Below are 23,644 nucleotides of genomic sequence, written 5' to 3' on the forward strand. Positions count from 1 at the left end.
AACTCACGCGGCCATTTTCAGTTTCTGTGCAGGTGCTACGTCGCCGATGCTCATATTGGGACGTTTGTTGTCGTAGGTTGATGGCCACTGCGTGGCAAACTCTTGTGCCTCCTCAATGCTTCCGATGATGTGTTGGTTGAGCTATTCATGTCGAACCGTGCGGTTGTAGCGTTCGACATAGGCGTTCTGTTGGGGCTTGCACGGCTGGATGCAGCTCAAGGCGATCCCCCCGCGTCTCCACCCATTCCATCAGCTTGCCACTGACATATTCCACGCCGTTGTCCACCCTTATTGCCATGGGCTTACCGCGCAATTCGATGATCTGGTTCAGATTGCGGATGACGCGCTCGGCAGGCAGCGAGAAATCCACCTAGATATCCAATCCCTTGCGATTGAAGTCGTCCAGCACGTTCAACAGCCGAAACTGCCTTCCATCCTCGATGGCGATCCCCTATGAAGTCCATGGGCCATGGCCATATTCGGCGCTTCAGGCACGGCGAGCGACTCTGGCTTGTTCCGTCGCAATCGCTTACGTGGCTTGATCCACAGGTTCAATTCCAGTTCGCGATCGACCCGCTTGTGGTTCCACCGATGTCCCCGGACATTGCGTAGGTAGAGAAAGCACAGGACGAAATCCCAGTTCTTCTCGGCTCGCGTCAATCCGATCAGCAGATCGGCGATCTGCTCGTTATCGTCATTTAGCTTGGCACTGTAGCGATAGCAGGTCTCGCTGACATCAAAGTGCGGCAGGCGAGCGCAATGTACAGAGGCCCTCAACTCCAATCGCTTTCAGGGCCATCTCTCGACGTTGAGATGGCCGTATCACTTTTTTCCCAAGGCATATTTGAGCAATTTGGCCTGCATGCTCATCTCGGCATACATCTTCTTCAGTCGCCGGTTCTCGTCTTCGAGAACTTTCATCTGGCTGATCACTGACGCACCCAAACCGCCATATTTGGCTCACCACTTGTAAAACGACGCTGTGCTCATTCCGAGCTACTGGCACAAATCCGGCAGGGGGATGCCATCTTCTCCCTGGCGCAGGATGGCAAGGATTTGCGGTTCGCTGAATTTCCTCATCTTCATCAAAATCTCCTCGTTCATAAAGCCCGAGAAAATTCTACTTTTGAAACCCATTATTCGCGGGGGGACTACCCAGTGCTTTAGGGTGACTTTATCACGGCTGATAGCGGCCGCTTGTGGTACGTAGCGATTTCAGCTGCATGGTGCCACATCAATTCGCCAACTAATAATCGCGCAGTCAAACCCTAACGGCATATTAGCTCTGACGCAGTTTGATGTATATGTGTTTTTCCTGCGCCAACGGCTCCAACCTGAAGGAGATCGATTTCCTCAGTACGTACATCTGGCATGTCAAAAATCTGAGTTTTGTGCTCTGTCAATCTGTCTGCTCATTTGACTATGGAGAACTCACCGGGTGACTGACGACTGCGCGATCTTCGACCAAACCGTTGGAGACAGTGCCGACCACGCTTGATCAGACGCGCTATAACCATGGTTCCAACCAGGCGAAAAATTTCTTGCGTATCATGCCCTGGAAAGCCGCGATTATTTGCAGTGCTTTCGCGTGTTTCGACATACAAATCGCTGCCAACGTAATGATCTAGGGCTTAGCACTATTTTGGCAGTTTTCGATTCACGGGCGTGTGCCAGCAGCTTCAGACAGTGCGGGCATCTGCCGGGGGGACCGCATGAAGAAGTCTAGACCGAGCTCTTCCTTCAATTGCTGATGTGCCTGTTCGCAGATCCATCTGGCCTTAACCGTAGCGGCAAGTATCTTGAGGCTCGTATCAGATTATAAGTTGGGCACATAGCATTTTGTTCGCCAGTCGACCGGCGTCCGCCGACGATCCAGGCCTCCTCGCCTGGCAAGCATTGCATGCGATTATCGAGCATCCGGTGCTTATGACCATTCGCAACGCGGACACGTCGAGCCGCAAACAAGCATGTCAGCTGGCCCTTAGTACCGCGCCGCCAGCTTTTTTTGTGACATTTCTTACCAGAAAATGGTCCCGTTTGGTTCCTGATTCATTGATGAACGAGAGCTTAATTCAACGTGGATGATATCGATGGGACAAGCCTAGATATTCATACAGATGCTCTTTTTCAATTTGCAAGTTCCAAGAGAGCCCCACGCTTTTAATGCCAGCACAAAGTCGTTCCGCCACCTTTCGATTCACACCTCTTACCGAGGCAACAGCAAGAACACGGATGCGGAGATCATCAAAAGAGCTTGGACAGTTCTGCCGAGCTCCAACTTCAATCAGAAACGAGCAATTTTCTAAAACCGCACGAGGCCACTCGGATAGGTAAATGCGCCAAATTCAGCTTAACCCCGATTTTAGCGCATTCAAATAATCATAACCATGATCAGCGCTTGGTTCCAAAACGGCACCTTCTGCCCACTCATTCCAAGCGTTCACGAAGATCATTGGATAACTAATTCTCCCCTCCTCGAACCTTGACAGTGTGATCGCTTTGCAACTAGAGACCCATTTTCGGAATAGTTCCGGAGAGCTTCCAATAAGCGTGTGAGCATTCGTCTGTCGACGCGGTGTGTTATCCCAGTCTGGACATACGCCCATAAGCATCTTGGGAAGAAAATTCGCCGAATTGAGGGCGGTCTCCATGACAGCCTCATAACTTTCATAATAATCTTTTCTGGTAGCATCAAACGGTCCGATCTTGTCCGATTGTATTGTGATCCTCGGACCTGTACGAACTATTCTATGTGGCGGAAATTGAACTACAAAATCCACATGCTCCAAATGTTTTTCGTTGAACTGCAGTGAAAATACAGAACCAATTATGAGTGAAAAACCGGTTCTAGTTCGCACACGAGTTCTGATTTCGGACAAAAAAAGAGAAAAATTGGGGATGGCTGCAACTTGATAAATCATAAAGACTGGTCGGCCATCTATCATTTGATAGGAACCCAATTCGATACTTTCACAGATATCGTTTACGAGACCGTTAAGTGTATCTTCGTCATATGTCTGTTCAAGAATGACATCAGACGTCGCTCCATCCCAAGCTCTGGTCCAGCTCTCATTCGCCCAACAGAGGCAGTAGGTTACAGAGGACTGACCAAGGCTACTAAATACTTCGGAAGGCTTCTGCATTATCCTTTTTTTTCCGAAACGATAATAATACATGCAGAAGTTGTTCACACCGTACTGCTGGGCCAAATCTACTTGTTGACGGTGAATTTCGGGCAACCGAAGGTCATAGAACCCCAGAGCGCCGGGCAGCTTTGGTTGCACATGCCCAGGAAACCGCGGCTTAGCTCGAACAACGTTAAACCATTCTGTGAACCCCTCACCCCAATTTTCGTTATTCACGTCAATTGGATGGAACTGGGGAAGATAGAAAGCGCTAACGATAATCTGTTGGCTGGCTGCATGAGTTTCAACGGCACCATAGTAACGAGTTCTTACAGCCTGCCTTACCTTATTAAAATTAGGTTGCAATTCCATATGCTTGATAGCGTCCTTAAGTCGGCGTACCCCATACCGGCTTAATAACTTCTCCCAACCGAATTTCATTAGGTCAATTCGAAGCTCACTCTCATAACTTTTTGATTTTGAGTGAAAGACGTAAATATCTGTTGAGACGCCTAATGCGAATCCAGCATCGGCTGCTCTAAAGCAGTAATCAGTTTCTTCACCGTAGCCTTCCGGGAACAATTCCTCGTCAAAACAACCAACTTCATCAATGCATCGACGGGTTATTGTGAAGCAGAATCCGTGAACGAGCGGAACGTATGATACGGGATAATCGTGTGCAACATAAGCACAGAAATTATCCACATCTTGCACTGAAACACCACGCGGCAACTCATTAACAGCAGTCTGAGTACTTGTTGACTGAAACGCTGGAACAGATTGATAGCTTGCGGCATTTGACATTGGCCCTAATATACCGAGCTCTGGATGATTTAAAAAACACTGCTGCGTTCTCACTGCCCAATTCAAGGGAACTATTGTATCGCTATTTAAAAGCGTAACAATATCCGCATCACTTAAATTAATCCCACTATTAGCGGCTTTGGTATAACGGATAGCAGTTTCATTCCTGATAATCTTAATATGTGGAACAGTGCTGGCAAATGCAGAAAGAATTTCGCGAGTTTCTTCATCTGATGCGTCATCTACGATTATAATTTTATTTATATCACCAGAGTTGAGTAAAACCGACTCTAGGCAAGCACGTGTTTCGTTCGGTGCGTTATGAACGCAAATGACTAAATCGTGTGACAAACGATCAATATTTTTTACCATGCTAAATCAATCTCTTGCCGTTTGCATAACAAAATCCACTATCCTCGACCTTCCTTTCACGTCATACGCAAAGTGTATGAAATTACCTTCATCGCGCGTGGAAATACCAGGTTCAAATATCTCTATTTCTTTAACCCCTGACTTCATAATTGCATAACGTAAACTAATTTGATCCCTTATACTTCGCGTATTTATCTCTGACCACCAATGATCAAAGAACTTCTGCACATTCCTGCGCAATGGCCTGCTAATCAATATATTAGTCTCAACAAGATTTTCATTCTTTACACCAATATTTTGATATAGCTCCACTTGTTGATCTAATATTTCGATATCGTCAGAACCAATTCTTTTGCATTCATTGGCTTCTTCTATATAACCACTTCTTACCGGGTGACGAATAACACCGATGTCAGCACCGCTTTCAACTACAATTTCGACATAGGGAAGAATACCTTTTAAAGGAACAACGTTCGCATCAACCCAGACAACGACGTCGTAATCTGGAAAGAAGTAATGCGGATGAGTTTTTACAAATCGTGCGGTCTTTCGAGGATTCGGATCAACGTAGGGAGTCACCCGATTTTTATAAGGCTGCGGAACGGATATGGGTTGATCGGTAAAACAATAGTAATCCACCCCTAACTCCACAGTCGGAATACTCGCTAATTCGTCGAAATTTCCCATTACTGCAGAGCAAACGGCTACGCGCAGATTACCAAGCTTCGAATCTTTTGAGGGAAGCTTAATTTCTACCTGCCGCCTTTGATTGTTTGTAAAACTCGTAATTCTACTAGTCCGAGATCTACTCCAGTATCCTGCCAGATTATAGGCAACGTCTGCCGTCACACATATCTTCTTATAACCGTTGGCTACGCCCAGAACTCCTATAAAGCGCTCTATTGCGTGAGCGAGAGCCCGTCTATCTGCCCTTTTTCTTCATCAAAATCTTCATAGCGTAGACCTGCGTCCAACAAGGGCTTAAGCATACGAGTTCTGCACCAGAAAAAGGCCCCCCCGGGAAATCCGGGCACGTATTAAGCTCTGGTATGCCAATTATCCTTTTTGACAACTGATCAACAGCGGTCTTATTGCTACCCCAAGACGGCTGAAGGCTTGTTTCACCATAGTATGCAGGATAAAATAAACCAATCGAAGCATCACTTTCAAAAATGTTATATATCTGGGAAAATATACCTTCCGACCCCAACGTATTATGTAGAAGGAATTTCCTCCAAAACTGATATCTGCTTTGGTAATTTGACTTTTTCGAGTGAGCATGAATAAAAATGTCATATTTTATTATTTCATCTTTAAAAAGAATCACCCACGACGCAACGTCGCGACCCTTATTTTTACATCTATTTACAATGCATTTATCTATTTGAGGTATTTGATCAATGAAGAATTTTTTCTATGGCTTTACATCTTCATTATCCTGAATTGAGATCAAAAGCGAAAACTGTACTGAAATGTTTTTTAGATAGTTTAAAAATTCAGCAGCACAATCTGTATGAAATAGATGCAGATGAACACAAATTGAAAGTCGAGGATCAATTTTAGCAACGTGGTCGAACTCGAGAATCCGATCGATCGGTCCATATTCAGGTTTACGAGTCCGTATAAGGCCATGCATTAAATTAGAGACGCTTGCACTGGTTTTTAAAGTCGGCGTCTTAAGCATGAATGACCGTTGTTCGGCACGACCAAACTTCAGATAATGTAGTAGTGAATTATATCTAGCCTGCTTTACATCGGGATTCGCCATTAAATAGCGCTGCCCATCGAAAAGCGGTCCAGGATTCCGCTTCTCGAAGTCACCATTCCGTAAAAAGTGAACCGCCGGATTAACACCAGCATTCTTTACATCGGGATTATTGGCAAGGTACCATTCTTTATCAAAAAGGGCACTGTTCGATATGATACGTCCATTGCGAATATCGAAAATAAGTCGCTTAACTGCCTTAAAGCGCGCTAAGCGCTTCCATATATATTTTCTCACATTGACCCCGTAATTTCAATCATCCCCCTCAGTTTAGGGAGATTCAATATCCCACCACCCGATACACTTAATCGTCAACGTCTTCAATTGTTGACATCCGCTGACTGCCCTCTTTTTTCATCAGAGTACTTCAGAAGATTTGAATTTTCCGCGCTTTTCGGGATTTATACTTCTGATTTCCACAACAAGGCGATCCTCGTTATACAAACTACATCATATCACTACTAATCTTTTATATTGTTCTAATGCTTCTACTATGTCGACAAGTCATGAATGCAAAAAATATTGGTAAATAGCTAGGAAAATAGACTTACCCGGAGTTTATTAGGTGGATGCGACTGATCTCGATCTCTTTTTTGGCCCAGTCAATATTTTTCCCGTATCGAATCTAGGACCTGTATCTGCATAAATAGCACATTTTGCCATAATAATCACTAATGCGCTTAAGTCGATGACTGAAAAGTTAATTGATACTAGTAACAATAGGTTCGTAACGGCCACTCGCGTTTTGGCCCTCGCAATAGTAATAACTGCCTGCCGAGACAGACCCAAGGGGATGCCGACATCACTGCAGCAATCTTCGCCCAAATTGGCGTGACTAATGCGATGCCATACTCCAATTAGGCCCCTTAAAATCAGCTAGCCACTGGCGATGGCTGTCACGCTTATTCTCATCTGTTAAGAGAAACTCCGTTATGCGCATTCTCTAACTCTCAATGACAGAACACAAAATTAAACAGAATGTGGAGAAAACTACACCGACTACAAATAAAACCAACAATTTTGTTAGAAATCAATATTTCTAAAATAAGATAAATTATAATATAGTTTGATATATCAAATCAAAATATTATTCATGGCGCTACAATAACCAAAAGCAACTATTTATTCTAAATGAACATTATAATATCAAAAAATTCTAGTATATTATCTCAAAAACTCTTTTGCTATCGAATGTACTGGCGTCTGTTTTTACATCACTGATAAGCGTCTTTATCGATGTAAACTGACCTATCATATTTTTTTCAGCATAATTTACCTCATTCTGAAGAGCCTCGACAATCAATTCAGGCGTGGGCAATTCGATACTCGTAATGTATTCGCTACGCTCACAGAGGTCTTTACTCTCGTACTTATTCGTTATGGTGCGAATTCCCGCATAGGCCATTTCTAATGGAGGGTAACTTGGGTGGGGAGAAACCATAAGCGAGATGCCAACGGATGCCTTGCTCAGCAAACCAGCATATTCCTCAAGTGGCATCTTACCTGTTATGACGCAATTTGGGATAGATTTTACAAGATTAGAGTCAAAGCTTTCACCGATACAGAAAATTTTCCAATCATTCGCTTGAATCGGATTCCTCCTTGCCCATAGAGATAAAGCATCAATCCCAGCTTCAAAGCAATTCCTGAGAGCTGAAGGCCGCGAATAAAACAAAATTATCTTCTCCCGACGAAAATCTGAGAGCATAGAATCCACTTTGTTATTGGGCTTGTAGCGGATTACCATTTTTGAAGGAAAATGATATTTTCTTTCCAAGTAATTTACGAGTTCTTCTGAATTTATTATGGCGACGGTATCTTCTCCACGCATATAGGTTGACTCTGCAAGAGCATAACGGGTCGACCATCCATAGAATCCTGGCTCGAAATCCTGTATAAGGTAAACAATTTTCGGCGCATAACCAAAGAAATACTTTTGTAAATCATGCAACTGGTAGGAATTCCGAGCTGTCCACCAAGCAGTGGCAATAAAAATGTCATTTGGTCGAACATCCAAATACTGATCATTTCTATCTGTCGCATCGACTATAACGTAGGGAGCAGCTCGCTCATCTCCAAGTTTTTGCACTTCATATCCTCTTAATGCTTCTGGAACATCGCTGACCAGCGCTTCAGATACAATAATCCGAACATCAATATCCTGGCCTGCTGACGCGACCATCTCAGCAAAGATTTTAAGTGCTGTATCTATACCTCCGAATATCGCCGCCGGATGAACAGTGTGCAGCATCAGATTCAGCCTGCGCTTTTCCTCGTACTGTGGAGCAGCGAGGATACGTAAAGTCTCACCGATTGAAGAGGAGATCAATCCAACAGGTGCGCGCTCCGAACCCAGCAATGGTACAAATCTCATCTCCTCTGGATCAGGAGCACCCTGATAATGCGGACGGAGTGTAACGCGAGCCCAAGCGTGTCCTGTGCACTCCGCGATAAGCAACAATGCTCTTTCTATGGCGTGTGCAAGAGTACCATCGATTTGTCCTTCCTCATCAGGAAAGTCTTCAAATTCTAATTGCATATCCAGGATAGGCCGAATAGCTTTAGATCTTCCCCAAAACATAGATCCAGATGGAAATTCAAGTGTGGTCTTAACGTCTAGAACTAGACCTAACTTACTCATTAAACTACTTACTATCGGAAAGTCGTACCCCCAATTAATATCTTTTTTCACTTCATGAAAATGTTCTGGGTAGACAATGCCTATATTTCTCTTCGAGAGTAAAAATAAATTAGATGCTGCAATCTCTCGGCTTCCAACTAGATTCTCGAAAAGATATTTTCTCCACCTCGAACCCAATCCATGAGCGTGCAGAGATTTCTTTGAATGCAAATGAAGAAATGCTTCATACCGCGCATATACTTCGCGGTGTGCAATATATTTTGGGGCAACATCTCGGCCACGATTCGGAGTTACACGAACTTCAAGCTCTATTACATCTATTCCCGACTCTAAGAATTTTCTCTCGATCTCCGCCTTTTTAGCATCGGTATCGGTCGTAACAAACAGACCAAATGGGACAGGAATGTTAGCTATATACTGAATTATTTCAGAAGTTAAATCGGGATAGTAGATATGCGCGATGACAGCGACTCTATCAAATTTTACATCTAACTTTTCGTTATCTATCGGTATGCAAACCGAAGGATTTATATCATCCGACAATATTCTTGCCGACAAAACTCCATTTTCATTTATATATGCAGGAGAATTTAAAGAATTACGTTCAAAAATAGAGAATTTGTTTAGATTAAGCTTGTACTTAATAAACTTTGCACTATGCAAAATCAAAGAATACACGCCACGTTTTTTTATTATACTGTAAGCACGCAGAGCATAGTACATGGATTCATCCTAGATGCAACTTTTACACAAGTATGGTTCGAAACCTAGATATCAAGAACGCACATGAAAACACATGTTTACGGCTTAATTCACCATAAGGAATCATCAGAAAACCAATAATATTTTTAATTATAAATGATCTAGCTTCAGATTGAAAATCCAACTGACTAGCGCACAGTCAATCATGGACTAATTGAGGCCCACTTGGAGTTTGGACCACGGATAAATATAGTTTACGCGCTGAAGGCTGCGGGGATGCCGATGAGCCATTTATGCATGAACTCGGCATCTGATTGTCAAGGCCGTTTTATGATCGGAATTTACTATAATTTCCGTACCAGTCCTCCATCTTAATTCGTGGATCGCCATAGTTCATAAATCAATCGGCGTTAAAATATTCGGCTCGGAACTTGTCCTTTAAGCTCTCGATATGCTGTCGGCTTGTTAACTCGAGAGAAGTCGGACGACCACTACTGCAAGTCAACAAGACTAAGTTATGAGAGATAAATCGTTACCATAATCCAAACGAATAATACTGGGATAACCGACATGACGACATATCGGTTGCAGGGTCTATACGTCATCTTCACTAAGTGAGCGATGCAGCATCAACTGCTAGCGAAAAGCATGAGAACGTGGTCAAAAACATCAGAATATGGATTTCGTCCAATAGCCAATCGACCTTCCATATCCGGCCGGGTTTAAACGAGACTAACCTACGCTTTTGAAAAACTCGATGTTTGCATTGAACCGTCTTTTCCCCCGATAACGAATCATAGTTGGAAATTTCAATTCTGAATGGCTTAATTTAACCAAAGCACATCACCATATGATAGCTCATACCAAACAGACGACGGCATATTGCTGCTATTTGACCCGCCAATCCATGAAAATAATATTTTTAATTTTAGTCCAAACATACGGATTTACTAGGTAAGAAAATATTGTGGCTGGGGCGCCTGGATTCGAACCAGGGAATGCCGGTACCAAAAACCGGTGCCTTACCGCTTGGCTACGCCCCAACAAAAATCAGATCAGAGTGATCGATAGCGCGGGCTTATAACCTCTCTCCGTACGGAGCGCAATCGTCTATTACAAATTCTGTTAAGCTTTACACACCTGGGGATAACTCTACGTAAAGGCGTTAAAGACATAACGCTGTCAAACCCATAATGCTTTGCGTTCTCTATCAAAACTGATATTTGATATAAACAGTATTTTTCTCGGTTGTCGCAATGTTCCTGCTGCTCGTTTCATTTCTTGCAAGCGCCATTCTTTGCGGCGTTGGTCTTTATATCCTTGCAAATCTTTTACCCAAGAGCTTTCTTGCAGCGGGCTTCAATGCGCGTTCAAACCACAGCATAGCGGCGCGGCAAATCGGGGGTCTCGCGGTCATCCCCGGAATATTGACTTCTCTCTTGATGTTCGGAACCGATCTCGGGTTAACTATTGAACTTGTTTTGTGCCTCTCTGGCGCATCTTTATTGCTCTGGGTAGTCGGCGCACTTGATGACCGGTTCGACCTTTCCGTTTCGATACGGTTTGGATCTCAACTCCTTGCAGCTGGCCTCGTCATCTACGGATTAGGCCCGGACTTTCGGCTTCTGGCAGAGATTTTTCCACATTGGTTGGAAATTACTTTTATGGTCATTACACTTGTTGCTGCTATCAATATAACCAATTTCATGGATGGTCTGGACTGGATGACATGCGTCGGGATCGGCATCCCGATGGCAGGATTAGCATTACTGACCATATTTCAGCTCAGTGGCCTGGACAGCGGTACACTAGGAGCAATTATCGCAGGCGCTCTTTGCGGCTTCGCAATCTTTAACCGCCCTCCTGCCAATATTTTTCTGGGAGACTCCGGCAGCTTCCCGCTCGGCTTGATAACAGGTACCGCGCTTCTTCTGCTGGCAAAAGGAACCCATATCTCTGTCGCGCTTATTCTGCCGCTATATTATATTTTAGACACGGTAACGACGATGGTTTTACGTGCAGCGCATGGTGAAAACATTCTCAAAGCACATTCTAAACACGCCTACCAGCTTGCCAAACGATCTGGATGGAGCGTAACCAAAATCGTGGGGCATGTAGCAGTCATGAATTTAATTTTGATTGCATGCGCTACGGCAATCCTAGAGTTTAATCATATGCTCTCACAAATGATATTTCTGCTTGTAGCATTCGTGTTAGTATTATTACTTTTGTTAGATTTTCGTGGTCATTTTAGGAAGCTATGACACTAAATAAAATTTTGCGTACAGCACTTACATCTTCAGTCGCCATAGCTGATCGCAATGCATCTAAGCTCGCCGGAACATCCACATCGCCCTTATTGCCTTTAGGCGCCCGCATTATTTTGGGATGGCGCGTGCTTTGTGCATGAGAAGGATCATAGAAGAGCTCTTCAAACATTTTCTCGCCTGCACGAACACCCGTCACTTCGATCGCGATATCACCGTCTGGAGTTTCCGGGTTGCGGACAGTTAACCCGGCGAGCATAATCATATTTTCAGCCAGATCCCGAACCTTAACGGGTTCACCCATTTCAAGAAGCACGGTATCACCAGTTTGCGCAATTCCGCCCGACTGCACGATAAGTTCCGCAGCTTCCTTGATCGACATAAAATATCGCGTCATATCTTCATGCGTTAATGTTACCGGCCCTCCCTGAGCAATTTGCTCACGGAAAAGAGGAACTACAGAACCATTCGAACCTAAAACATTTCCAAATCGAACTGAGTAGAAAAGCTTTGACTGACCGGCAGTTTCAGCCAGCAAACCGTGGTAATAAACAATCAGCTCTGCCCAGCGTTTTGTAGCTCCCATCACATTGGTTGGCCGCACAGCTTTATCTGACGAGATCAGAACCATACGCTTCACATTCGTCGCCAAAGATGCAGCCGCAACATTCACGGTGCCAAAAACATTATTATGGATACCGACCAATGGGTTCTGTTCAACGAGCGGAACGTGCTTGTAAGCTGCGCAATGATAGACCGTGTCTACATTGTGCGCGCGAATAGCTTTTTCAACGCACTTTCGATCCGTCACGGACCCAAGAACAGGAATGACAGGGCAACTTGCAACTTGGCGTAACTGGCGCTCTATCTGATAAAGTGCAAATTCACTGCACTCAAAGAGAACGATACAAGCAGGATTCCATTGCGCAATCGTTTGGCACAAATGACTTCCGATAGAGCCTCCTGCACCAGTAATCATGATACTTCGGCCTTCTACCACTTCACGCAGCAGATCGACGTCAGGTGGAACCGGAGAGCGCCCAAGAAGGTCATCGATCTCTATATTGCGAAGCGCACTGACGAGATATTTTCCTGCCGTTAAATCGGCAATAGGCGGAAGAATACGTGTACTGACCGGAAGTCGCCCAAGAAGACGAGCCAAGGTTTGCCGTTGTTTCTGATCAAGGCCCGGTTCGGATATAACGACTTGCTTAACCCCAAAATTTTCAATCAGCGCCGGAATATTGTCAATGCCATACACCCGTAAACCAACGATATCCATTCCGTTGAGTTCGCCCGCGGGATCGATAAAGCCTATGACCTGCGTATCGCTGTGGCTTCTCAAAGCGGCCGCAAGTTGTCTCCCAGGTTCACCAACTCCGATAATCAGTGCGGTACTGGAATATGCTTTCGCCATCTCGGCGCTGCGCAAAAGCCATTTCGCGCCAAACCTGCTTGCAGAAATAAGGACGGTACTCAACAACCAATATAAAAGCGGAACCGAACGAGGCAAACCAGCTCCGCCATAAGATTCCATAAGAAAAACCAGCGCCACCCAGAAAAGTGCTGCAATTGCCGTGGCCTGAAAGATTGGCCAGATCGCACGTTCAGCCAAATAACGAATGATCGCACGATAGAGACCAAATCGAATAAAAACAGGAACAGCCAATACCGGCGCTATGGCGATCAGAAAAATTTGGGTTGGCGTTGGTATAAACACAAAACCCAAGCGCATAACAAAGGCCAGATAAGCGCTGAGTAATAGCAACAAACAATCGCTCACGAGCAAGATTATCTGCTTACCAAAGCGCGGCAATAATGCCAGTTTTTGCCAAGGCGACCTAAAACTCATACGAATATACCTAGCCCTCTCAAGGCGCATATCCCAAAAATCAGTTATGAAAATTGGGCTGCATTAAACTTTTTTATCGCGATATCAAACGGCTAATAACAACACCCAAACATAAAACGCTTTCAATAGCTGCACCGATATCATGAGTCTTTGAGCGGGACTACATCAATTGAAATTTCAGGCACTTACAAACATTATGTCGCACCTCTTTATTGTAATATTTAATTAAATTGATCTTTTATCAATTGCTATTGCGCTTTTCTTCGAGCTTATCATTTTCAAAGGATGGAACTAGCCATCTCCAGCTATTATAAAGATATAAACATTTCTTTATGCCACATTGACAATTGATGATGCTTCATTCAGACTGAATTGCGTTATGGTTCTTTCGTCAGACTCTCGACGGAAGCTAAGAGGGAAACCGGTGCGCTAAAAACAATACCGGTGCTGCCCCCGCAACTGTAAGCGGCGAGCCCTGATCCATCATGCCACTGGAATGAAAGTTCCGGGAAGGCGGATCAGAGCGCATCCCGAAAACTGTAAAAGGTCTTCGGATAAAGATGCGCTCCAAGGCGCTGACCCGCGAGCCAGGAGACCTGCCATGACAGATAACGTCAACGGGCGGGGTGTCCCGGAATGTCGCAAAGCGGGCGTTCAGCCTATGCTCTTTTGCGTCTCCAACCCCGCCGCCTATATCGGGGTCTATAGATATGTCACGAACAACACTTTCCACCGCCACATTGGGCGTGCCGCGCATTGGGCGTCATCGCGAACTGAAATTCGCTCTTGAAGCCTTCTGGTCCGGGAAATCTTCCGAAGCGGAACTTCTCGCAAATGCAAGGGCCCTACGCGCCGCCAACTGGACCGAACAGCGCGACCGCGGTATTACAAAAATTCCGTCCAACGATTTCTCGCTTTACGACCATGTGCTCGATACTGCCGTGATGGTGGGGGCGATCCCTGCGCGCTATGGCTGGTCAGGCGGCGATGTAACGCTTCAAACCTATTTCGCCATGGCGCGCGGTCGTGAAGGCCAAGCACATGGTGATTGCGGCTGCACCCATCCGCAAGAAGGCGTGACCGCGCTGGAAATGACCAAATGGTTTGATACCAACTATCATTACATGGTGCCAGAACTGACCGATGATCAGAGCTTCGCACTTTCGTCACGGAAGCCGGTGGAGCATTTTCTTGAGGCAAAAGCGCTGGGTATCCACACGCGTCCGGTCATTCTCGGGCCGGTGACCTTTCTTAAGCTGGCAAAATCGACCGCAGCGGGTTTCAATCCGATAGCGCTGCTGCCGAAACTGCTGCCTGTTTACGAAACACTGCTGGAGGAACTGGCGGCAGCCGGAGCAGACTGGGTGCAAATTGACGAGCCATCGCTGGTTCTGGATCTCATTCCCAATGAACGTGCTGCGTTTGAACTCGCCTATCAGCGTTTGAGCGCCGCAAGCCCGGTCAAAATCCTGATTGCCAGTTATTTTGGAGAACTCGGCAACAATCTTGAGACCGCACTTGCGCTACCGGTGGCGGGCTTGCATGTCGATCTTGTGCGCGGGGCAGAACAGCTTGCGGAAGTTGAAAACAAAGCACGCAAAGATCAGGTGCTTTCGCTCGGCGTCATCGACGGTCGCAATATCTGGCGTGCCGATCTCAGCACGATCACCGATCGTATTCAGCCTGTCATCGACAAGCGCGGGTTGGAGAAAATCGAAATCGCACCGTCCTGTTCGCTCCTGCATGTGCCGATTGATCTGGAGCTTGAAACAACCCTTGATGAAGAGCTGAAAAGCTGGCTCGCATTCGCAGCGCAGAAGATCGACGAGCTTTCCATCGTCGGACGCGCACTGGCATCCGGCAAAAGCACTGTTCTTTCTGAACTCAAAGCAGCCAGCGACGCGCTCGGCAGCAGAGCCCGATCACCCCGCGTGCATAATGCAGCCGTTAAACAGCGGATTGCGAATATCACCGAGGCGCAGAAAAGCCGCCAGAGTGCTTTTGCAAAACGTCAGAAATTGCAAAATGCAAAGCTTGACCTTCCCGCCTTCCCAACCACCACAATCGGCTCTTTTCCGCAGACGCCGGAAGTGCGCAAAGCCCGCGCGGCACACATCAAGGGCGAGATCAGCAACGCGCAATATGAAGGTTTTATTCAGCGGGAGACCGAAGTCGCTATCCGCTGGCAGGAAGAAATTGGTCTCGATGTGCTCGTTCATGGCGAGTTTGAACGCAACGACATGGTGCAATATTTCGGCGAGCAGCTTGCGGGCTTTGCTTTCACCAAGCACGCATGGGTGCAAAGCTATGGCTCACGCTATGTCCGTCCGCCCATCATTTTCGGCGATGTTTCGCGTCCGGAACCGATGACGGTGGCATGGTGGAAATATGCACAATCGCTGACCGACAAGCCGGTCAAGGGCATGTTGACGGGGCCGGTCACGATCCTCAACTGGTCATTCGTCCGCGACGACATCCCGCGCTCGGCAAGCTGCCGTCAGATTGCGCTCGCCATTCGTGACGAGGTACACGATCTTGAAGTTGCAGGCGCCGCCATGATCCAGATTGATGAGGCGGCACTGCGAGAAGGTCTGCCGCTGCGCCGTTCCGACTGGGCGCATTATCTTGACTGGGCCGTCGAATGTTTTCGCCTCTGCTCCACCGGCGTTGCCGATCAAACGCAGATCCACACCCACATGTGTTATTCGGAATTCAACGACATCATCGCGGCAATTGCCAATATGGATGCCGATGTGATTTCGATTGAAACCTCGCGCTCACGCATGGAACTGCTCGAGGCCTTCAAGACCTTCAAATATCCCAACGAAATCGGGCCAGGCGTTTACGACATCCATTCGCCGCGCGTTCCGAATGTCGATGAGATGGCCGATCTCCTGCAGCTTGCCCGCAGGCAGCTTTCTGATGCGCAACTATGGGTCAATCCCGATTGCGGCCTCAAAACCCGCAAATGGGATGAGGTTCGCCCTGCCCTCATCAACATGGTGACAGCAGCGAAAGCGCTTCGCGCTGAACGAGCTTAGTAATGCAAGCCTGCGCCGGAAGTCCGGCGTAGGCTACCCTCCGTTCACAAGCGCCAGAATAAGCTGTTCAACATTGCCGCCCGACCCCATTTCAACACGGTCGAAGTCACGGCCCTGCTGACGCTGAACGGCGACCAGCGCATTGATACGGTTAATCAGTTCGCGGCGCATTTTCTGGCATTTCGGATCGTTGGGGATGGAAAGCCCAACCGTTGTGCGGACAATCTCGCGCGTCATGTCCTTGGCTGTTTCACCGTGCACAAGTTCATGCTTATAGATGCCATCATAAAAGCGTTCCCAGTTTTCTTTTACTGGGGAGGAAAGCTTCTGTGAGGGCTTCGGCAGCGTATAGGTGATCTTCAGTTTTGGCTTTGCCGAGACAATCGTGCAGCCATTGTTGGAATTGTCGAATTTGCGATCCCAGGTCAGCACAAAGGTGGTGTGCGCAATCACACGGGACTTTCCGGCCTTCGGGCCACGCTCACCGATGGATTCATAGAGCTGTGGACCGGTTCGACCGGTTATCGCGTATGGCTTTATAATTTCAACGGCTTTCCAGTCGTCTTCTGCATGGGCGAGGCCTGAAAACAGAAAACCGAAAACGACACTCAACACAGCTATTCGCACGACGGCTCCAGGATCAGGTCGGTAAAATCACGGCGTGTAAGCTACAATATGACGGCGATAATCAGAAGCCCTTTCAGCGAGGATGATGACCATATCGTACGATATTGACAAAATATTCATATTTTCGTATATATGAAGATATGAAGGATACTGACCCAATCGACGCAGGACTGACGTCCCATTCCGCCGACAAGGCAAGTGATTTTCTCAAGGCAATCGCCAACAATCACCGGCTTATGATTCTGTGTCGGCTGACTTGTGGTGAGAGGTCGGTGGGGCAGCTTGCCGAAATGCTTGGCCTGCGTGACTCCACCGTTTCGCAGCATCTGGCCCTGCTGCGTCGCGATGGCATTATTGCCGGGCGGCGTGATGGACAAACGATCTGGTATCGCATCGAAAGCGATGCAGCCAGAGAGGTGATGGCGGTCCTTTACTCTCATTTCAGGCCACCAACCCAATCATCGGCCCAAAGCTGAAGAAAAAATATGCCCGATCAGACACTCGCCAGACGTAATATCCTTGTGTTGACCGCAGCACAGGCACTGGGTGCGTCAAGCCCGCCCATCATCATTTCACTCGGCGGTCTGGTTGGCCAGCAGCTTTCCTCCGATCCGGCGCTGGTCACACTGCCGGTCAGTCTGTTTAATCTGGGCCTTGCGGCGGGCACCCTGCCTGCAGCTTTTGTCATGCGCAGTATCGGGCGTCGCAATGGCTATCTGCTGGGCGCCACTCTCGGCATAGTCGCCGGACTGATTGCAGCACTGGGTATTTTTGTTGCGTCCTTCGTCATATTCTGTCTCGGCACCTTCATTGCTGGTTTCTATGCTTCCTATGTTCAAAGCTATCGCTTCGCGGCTACCGATGCAGCAACAGGTACGCTCAAGGCACGCGCCATCTCCTATGTTATGATTGGCGGTCTGATCGCCGCAATCATCGGCCCCCAACTTGTCATATGGACCCGCGACGCGTTCGCCGCGACTCCCTATGCGGGAAGCTTCCTGAGCCAAGCCGTTCTAGCACTCTTGGCAATCCCGGTGCTGATGCTGCTTCGTACACCCAAAGCTGTGAAGTCCAGCAACGCTACCGGCAATGGCCGCCCACTCAAAGAGATCATGCTGAACCCGCGCTACATCCTCGCGCTTGCGGCAGGCGTGGTTTCCTACGGCCTGATGACCTTTTTAATGACCGCCGCCCCTATAGCGATGGTTGGGCACGGTCACTCCATTGATAATGCCGCACTGGGCATTCAGTGGCATGTACTGGCAATGTTTGGACCAAGCTTCGTTACAGGCATTCTGATGACCCGCTTCGGCAAAGAACGTGTAACTGCCGTCGGCCTCTTCATCATCGCTTTGTCTGCAATCGTTGCCCTCTCGGGCCTCGATCTCAGCCATTTCTGGATTTCGCTGATCCTGCTGGGCATTGGCTGGAATTTCGGCTTTATTGGCGCAACAGCGATGGTCGCCGACTGTCATACGCCGGAAGAGCGTGGCAAAGCGCAAGGCGCAAACGACTTCTTTATCTTCGGAACGGTTGCCGCTGCATCTTTCTTTGCCGGATCACTCTTGCATTCGTCAGGTTGGAAAACAATTAACTGGATGATCTTCCCGGCTGTGGCTCTCATCCTTGTGCCGCTTTTATGGCAGTCGGTGCGAAAGCAGAAAGCCAAGACTGAAGCATAGAAAAAGCCCACCCTGAAGATTCAGGGTGGGCTTTTTTCCAATCACAATTTGATCTTACTGTTCGATCGTGCGGTTCCAGCGGCTGTTGAGCTGCTGACGGCCTTCGTTAACGGCATCCCAATCAAGCGTGTTCGCGGTCTTCATATAACCGTTGAATGCATCAAGCTTTGCCTGTGCTTCCGGCGAACCGGCCTTGGCTTTCTGGTTTGATGGAATAACATTACCGTAGTCCAATGCCTTGCTTTGTGCATCGGCTGAGAGCAGATAATGCGCAAGCTTCTGGCTCAGTTCCGGTTCGCTATTGCCTGCAAGCACGCATTCGGTCACAGCGAGAACGACAGAGCCTTCCTTAGGCTGTGCATATTCAACCGGAATGCCCTTGTCCTTCAAGTTGTTTACGCCGGTTGGCGTCAGCGGGAAGATTGCAGCTTCGCCGGTCTGAACCATTTCGGAAATCTTGGCCGATGACGGAATGAACTCCAGAACATTCTTGCCAATGGTATCCGGGAATTTTTCAAAACCTGGCTCAAGGTTCTTGTCGTCACCGCCCTGAATCCGGTTGAACATAAGGAACGCATGCAGACCGAAAGTCGAGGCGGAAGCCGACTGGAACACCACCGCGTTCTTGTACTTTTCGTCAGCGAAGTCCATCCACGACGTTGGAGCTGCCCAACCCTTTTCGTCGAAGAGCTTCTTGTTGTACGCGATGCCGGTCATGCCCATATCGACGCCGATTGCCATGTCGTCTTTGAGACGTGCGGCTGGCTGAATGTCAGCGAGAACTGCATCATCCGTGATCTTCTGGCAGAGACCGGCATTGATCGCACGAACCATAACGCCGTCGTCGAGCAGCATGACATGCATCTGTGGCTTGTCTTTCTGCGCAGTTGCTTTTGCGAGAATATCAGCAGACGTGCCCGGAACGACAACGACCTTGACGTTGTTGGCTTTTTCGAATTCCGGCAGGACATGCTCGGTGTAAGCCTTTTCCATGTTGCCGCCATTCATGCCGATATAAAGCGTTTTGGTTTCAGCCGACGCGCCGCATACAAAAGCTGCCGACAGGCCGAGTGTCATTGCCGCCATCGCGGTAATCCGTTGATTTTTCATGCTTAGTTCCCTTCCATGTTAAGATTGGTATTGGTTGAAGTAAAGCGGTTGATCGAAAAGGCCTCGATCGGTGTTTCTGTCTCGCCCTTATGTGCGAGGTCTGCGAGGACGGCGCCCACGGCAGGTCCGGTCTGGAACCCGGCGCCGTTAAAACCAAAGGCGTGATAAAGATTTTTGACCCGGCTGCTTGGCCCGATCACCGGATTGTCATCCGGTATTTCGGCTTCGGTCCCAGACCAGAAGCGGATCACCTGCGCATGTTGAAGATGCGGAAACAGCTCGATTGCACGCAGCATCACCGAGGATGCCGCATTGACCGAAGGCCGCGAAAAGTCCGGGTTTTCAAGCGGTGTACCGCGTCCACCACCCATGACGTAATTGCCGCGTGTGACTTGGCGGCCGTAGAAACCGCCGCCTTCTTCGCCAAGGCTCATTGGCAGGCGATAGGGCATCGGCTCGGTCACAACCATCGTCGGATAAATCCGCGTTAACGGAACCGGCTCACCAAACGAGGTCGCGAACTGATCTGACCAGGCACCCGCACAATTGAACAGAAGGCGCGAGCGGATTTCGATGCCATCCCCGGCCAGAATGGCAAAACCATCGCCGGTTTCACGCGCTTCAATGACCGGTGTGTTTTCCAGCACGGTCGCACCGGCAGCCTGCGCGGCACGGGCAAAAGCAGGCGAAACCAGACGCGGATTGGCATTGCCATCTTCCGCACAAAGCGAAGCACCTGCGACATCGCCCGGAAGCCATGGGAAACGCTCGCGCATCGCATTGCTGCCGATCAACTCGACATCGAGGCCAAGCGGTCTGACTTTTTCTGCATAGGCTTCAAGCTTGGCGAAATGCGCTTCCGTACGGGCAAGTTTCAAATGTCCGCTGCGGCTGTATTCGCCATCAATGCCGATCAGTTCCGGTAGTCGCGCCCACAATTTGTGCGAACGCTGTGCCAGCGGCAATTGTTCCGGCGCACGACCCTGCCTGCGAACGCCGCCATAATTGACGCCGCTTGCCTGCGCACCGCAAAAGCCCTTGTCGAGCAGGATGACCGACAATCCGGCCTGTCGCATGAAAAGCGCAGCCGAGCCGCCCACAATCCCGCCGCCAATAATCACCGCATCCGCCTGAAGATGGCTCATCATGACGAAGTGCCTTCCTTGGCCGGAGCGCCAAAGCCGAGCGGGATTGGCTTGACCGGTGCCTGAGCGCGGATGCGCCCGGATTCTGCAGGCGTTTTGCCCTGCATCGACGCCAGCAGTTCTGCGGCGGCAGCACTGCACATACGCCCCTGACAACGGCCCATACCCACCCGGGTCAGTGCCTTGAGCCGATTGATCTCGCGCATATCGCCTTGGCCGATGACTGCCTTGGCATCACGCACCGCGATTTCTTCGCAACGGCAAAGCGTGACATCGCCTGCAATCGTGTCGAACCAGTCGCGTGGGAACGGGAAGGCTTTTTCGACGATCAGGCGTTCTCGATAGATATGATCGAGCTTTGTGAGAAGCCCGCGCTCCGTGCCTTCGTCAAACGGCAGGCCCATGTCGCGGAGCAATGCAATCGCGGCCAATGATCCTCGAATTTCAGCGGCATCGGCACCGGCAATGCCTGCACCGTCACCCGCCACATAAACACCTTCGCGGCTTGAACGGCCAAACCTGTCTGCCACAGGAAGCCATGCGCGGTCGCGTTCTTCAAAGCGGAATTCGCAACCGGCGAGATCGGCAAGCTGTGTTTCAGGACGCAGCGCAAAACCATAAGCCAGCGCGTCGCATTGAGCCTCGAGCACGCGCTTGCCCGCACGATAGCGAATGCCTGTCACATGACCGTCGCCCAGAACCTCATCCGGCCGCACATTATAACGGATAGGCACGCCACCAAGCTTCAAACGCAGACCGTAATAAGCACCGAGCGCCACGATGCGCGGCGCATAAAGCGCAAGATGTGCCAGATGAAACTTGGAGGTGAAGGGTGCAGTGTCGAGAACCGCTACGACCTTCGCACCTGCATGATGATACTGCCAGGCCACCAGATAAAGCAGCGGCCCCGACCCCATGAACACCACGCGTTCGCCAACCGTGCAGCCTTGCGCTTTGAGCGCCGTTTGCGATGCGCCAAGCGTATAAACACCGGGTTTGGTCCAGCCTTTGAACGGCAGAACCCGGTCGGTCGCGCCGGTTGCAAGAATGAGATGGCTATAGGCAAGCTGGCTATGCGAACCGTTGCTCAGGAGATCGAGACGATCGCCCTCGCCACGCGTGATATTCCACACCAGTGTTTCCGGGCGATAATCGATTGCGCTGCGAAGCCTATCAAAAGTCTTGTGCAGTGCCTCGGCCTTATGCGCTTCTGAACCATAACGCGCGCGATAGCTGCGACCGTCATCGAAAGGCGGCCGGCGATAGATCTGGCCACCTGAGCGATAGCCTTCATCAAGGATGATGGGCTGAAGACCAGCCTTGACCAGCGTTTCGGCAGCGCGAATGCCTGCGGGACCAGCGCCCACAATAACCGGATGAAGTGCCGCGCTCATTTCGCCGGCTCCGTCACAAAGGACATGCCATTTTCCAAAAGCGTTGTGCAGGCACGAAGCTTACGACCCTCAGCAGTCATTACATGACAATCCTGACAGGCGCCGATCAGACAGAAGCCCGCACGCGGTTCGCCGGTAAATTCGGTATGACGCAGCTTCCCCTGCACCGAGAGAATGGCGGTCAACACGGTGTCGCCACGGCGGCCCTCAAAAGGCACGCCGTCGAGCGAGAAGCTGATCGGCTGCTCATTCAGCCGATACCGTCTGCGGAATTGCGCCGCGGCAGGCGAAACCGGGATCGTCATGACTACCTGCTTAGCCTTTGCCCACGAGGACGCGATCAAGACCAAACAGGCGATCAATGATCACCATGGTCACGGTTGCAACAAGGATCATCAGCGCAGACACCGCCGCCATCATCGGATCGATGGATTCGCTGGCATACATATACATGCGGACCGGAAGCGTGACCGTGGAAGGCGAGGTGACGAAGATCGACATGGTCAATTCGTCGAATGAATTGATGAAGGCAAGCAACCAGCCACCCGAAAGACCCGGCAGCAGCAGCGGTAATGTAATGCGGCGGAACACCGTCCATTCACCGGCACCCAGTGTGCGGGCCGCATTTTCCGCATTGCGGTCCATGCTGCTGAGCGATGCCAGAATGAGGCGCAGCGCATAGGGCGTTACGACAATGACATGCGTTGCGACCAGCCAGGCAAACGAACCCGTAAGCCCCATCAATGAGAAGAGGCGCAGGAATGCGACGCCCAGCACCAGATGCGGGATGATCAACGGCGACAGAAACAAAGCGTTGAGCGCATCGCGGCCACGGAAATTATACTGTGCAATTGCAAGGCCTGACGGAACAGCCAACAGCGTTGAAATTGTTGCCGAAAAGATTGCAAGCTTCAGCGAATTCGAGAACGATGTCATGAAGTCGTTATGGGCAAAGACTGCCTCAAACCAGCGCAGCGAGAATCCATTCCATGGCATAGTCAGGGTATTTTCCGGTGTGAAAGCCACCAGACACACCACAACCATCGGTGCCAGCATGAAGATGACGACCAGCGTGTGGAAGAGAAGAGCAAAAGGACCGTTTTTAACCATGGCCGTT

Annotated in this window: 15 protein-coding genes, 1 tRNA gene, 2 pseudogenes and 1 riboswitch; of the genes and pseudogenes, 4 read left to right on the forward strand and 14 right to left on the reverse strand. The window is 49.0% G+C overall.

Annotated features, from left to right (window positions below; translation table 11 throughout):
• Positions 1–3: 3 nt before the first annotated feature.
• From H5024_RS12855 to H5024_RS12885, 7 genes and pseudogenes are all read right to left on the reverse strand, one after another.
• Positions 4–1,086: pseudogene (locus H5024_RS12855) on the reverse strand (IS3 family transposase).
• A 628-nt stretch (positions 1,087–1,714) separates the two neighbouring features.
• A pseudogene (locus H5024_RS21275) lies at positions 1,715–2,001 on the reverse strand (IS701 family transposase); the annotation flags it as partial.
• A gap of 344 nt (positions 2,002–2,345) precedes the next feature.
• Complete coding sequence (locus H5024_RS12860; protein ID WP_187547425.1) at positions 2,346–4,301, reverse strand: glycoside hydrolase family 99-like domain-containing protein; 1,956 nt, start codon at positions 4,299–4,301, stop codon at positions 2,346–2,348.
• A 6-nt stretch (positions 4,302–4,307) separates the two neighbouring features.
• A complete protein-coding gene (locus H5024_RS12865) occupies positions 4,308–5,150 on the reverse strand; it encodes a glycosyltransferase domain-containing protein (RefSeq protein WP_187547427.1) in 843 nt (280 codons plus the stop codon).
• Positions 5,151–5,715: 565 nt separating this feature from the next.
• On the reverse strand, positions 5,716–6,303 hold the full coding sequence (locus H5024_RS12875; protein WP_187547429.1) for a hypothetical protein: 588 nt from the start codon (positions 6,301–6,303) through the stop codon (positions 5,716–5,718).
• A 919-nt stretch (positions 6,304–7,222) separates the two neighbouring features.
• Entirely contained in the window at positions 7,223–9,430 is a 2,208-nt protein-coding gene (locus tag H5024_RS12880; RefSeq protein ID WP_187547432.1) for a rhamnan synthesis F family protein, read from the reverse strand.
• A 947-nt stretch (positions 9,431–10,377) separates the two neighbouring features.
• Positions 10,378–10,452: transfer RNA gene (locus H5024_RS12885), tRNA-Gln, on the reverse strand.
• 213 nt (positions 10,453–10,665) lie between these two features.
• Here H5024_RS12885 and H5024_RS12890 point away from each other — a divergent pair.
• Positions 10,666–11,673 (forward strand): glycosyltransferase family 4 protein, encoded by a 1,008-nt coding sequence (locus H5024_RS12890; protein ID WP_187547434.1) that lies wholly within the window; start codon positions 10,666–10,668, stop codon positions 11,671–11,673.
• Here H5024_RS12890 and H5024_RS12895 read toward each other — a convergent pair.
• Positions 11,660–13,528: a nucleoside-diphosphate sugar epimerase/dehydratase gene (locus tag H5024_RS12895; protein WP_187547436.1), complete on the reverse strand. Its 1,869-nt coding sequence runs from the start codon at positions 13,526–13,528 to the stop codon at positions 11,660–11,662. The genes H5024_RS12890 and H5024_RS12895 overlap by 14 nt on opposite strands.
• 363 nt (positions 13,529–13,891) lie before the next feature.
• Positions 13,892–14,147, forward strand: a riboswitch (cobalamin riboswitch).
• Between the two features lie 91 nt (positions 14,148–14,238).
• Here H5024_RS12895 and metE point away from each other — a divergent pair.
• On the forward strand, positions 14,239–16,569 hold the full coding sequence (gene metE / locus H5024_RS12900) for a 5-methyltetrahydropteroyltriglutamate--homocysteine S-methyltransferase (protein ID WP_187547439.1): 2,331 nt from the start codon (positions 14,239–14,241) through the stop codon (positions 16,567–16,569).
• Between the two features lie 33 nt (positions 16,570–16,602).
• Here metE and H5024_RS12905 read toward each other — a convergent pair whose 3' ends face one another.
• Positions 16,603–17,190: a DUF922 domain-containing Zn-dependent protease gene (locus H5024_RS12905; RefSeq protein WP_348770717.1), complete on the reverse strand. Its 588-nt coding sequence runs from the start codon at positions 17,188–17,190 to the stop codon at positions 16,603–16,605.
• A gap of 146 nt (positions 17,191–17,336) precedes the next feature.
• Between H5024_RS12905 and H5024_RS12910 the strand changes: the two genes are divergently transcribed.
• A complete protein-coding gene (locus tag H5024_RS12910) occupies positions 17,337–17,672 on the forward strand; it encodes a metalloregulator ArsR/SmtB family transcription factor (RefSeq protein WP_187547441.1) in 336 nt (111 codons plus the stop codon).
• Positions 17,673–17,681: 9 nt separating this feature from the next.
• Positions 17,682–18,878 carry an MFS transporter gene (locus tag H5024_RS12915; RefSeq protein WP_187547443.1) on the forward strand — a complete coding sequence of 399 codons (1,197 nt, stop codon included), beginning with the start codon at positions 17,682–17,684 and terminating at the stop codon, positions 18,876–18,878.
• A gap of 54 nt (positions 18,879–18,932) precedes the next feature.
• Here the strand turns inward: H5024_RS12915 and H5024_RS12920 are convergent, their stop codons facing one another.
• The 5 genes from H5024_RS12920 to H5024_RS12940 are packed head-to-tail and all read right to left on the reverse strand — an operon-like array spanning position 18,933 to position 23,637.
• Complete coding sequence (locus H5024_RS12920) at positions 18,933–19,988, reverse strand: ABC transporter substrate-binding protein (RefSeq protein ID WP_187547445.1); 1,056 nt, start codon at positions 19,986–19,988, stop codon at positions 18,933–18,935.
• A gap of 2 nt (positions 19,989–19,990) precedes the next feature.
• Positions 19,991–21,136: an FAD-binding oxidoreductase gene (locus H5024_RS12925; RefSeq protein WP_187547447.1), complete on the reverse strand. Its 1,146-nt coding sequence runs from the start codon at positions 21,134–21,136 to the stop codon at positions 19,991–19,993.
• Positions 21,133–22,527, reverse strand: a complete 1,395-nt coding sequence (locus tag H5024_RS12930; protein ID WP_187547449.1) for an FAD-dependent oxidoreductase — start codon at positions 22,525–22,527, stop codon at positions 21,133–21,135. Before H5024_RS12930 ends, H5024_RS12925 begins: the two co-directional genes overlap by 4 nt.
• Positions 22,524–22,832, reverse strand: a complete 309-nt coding sequence (locus tag H5024_RS12935) for a (2Fe-2S)-binding protein (protein ID WP_187547452.1) — start codon at positions 22,830–22,832, stop codon at positions 22,524–22,526. The genes H5024_RS12930 and H5024_RS12935 overlap by 4 nt, the downstream gene beginning before the upstream one ends.
• Before the next feature lie 10 nt (positions 22,833–22,842).
• Positions 22,843–23,637, reverse strand: a complete 795-nt coding sequence (locus H5024_RS12940; RefSeq protein WP_187547454.1) for an ABC transporter permease — start codon at positions 23,635–23,637, stop codon at positions 22,843–22,845.
• Positions 23,638–23,644: the final 7 nt, after the last annotated feature.

It is taken from the genome of Ochrobactrum sp. Marseille-Q0166, assembly GCF_014397025.1.
GTDB lineage: Bacteria > Pseudomonadota > Alphaproteobacteria > Rhizobiales > Rhizobiaceae > Brucella.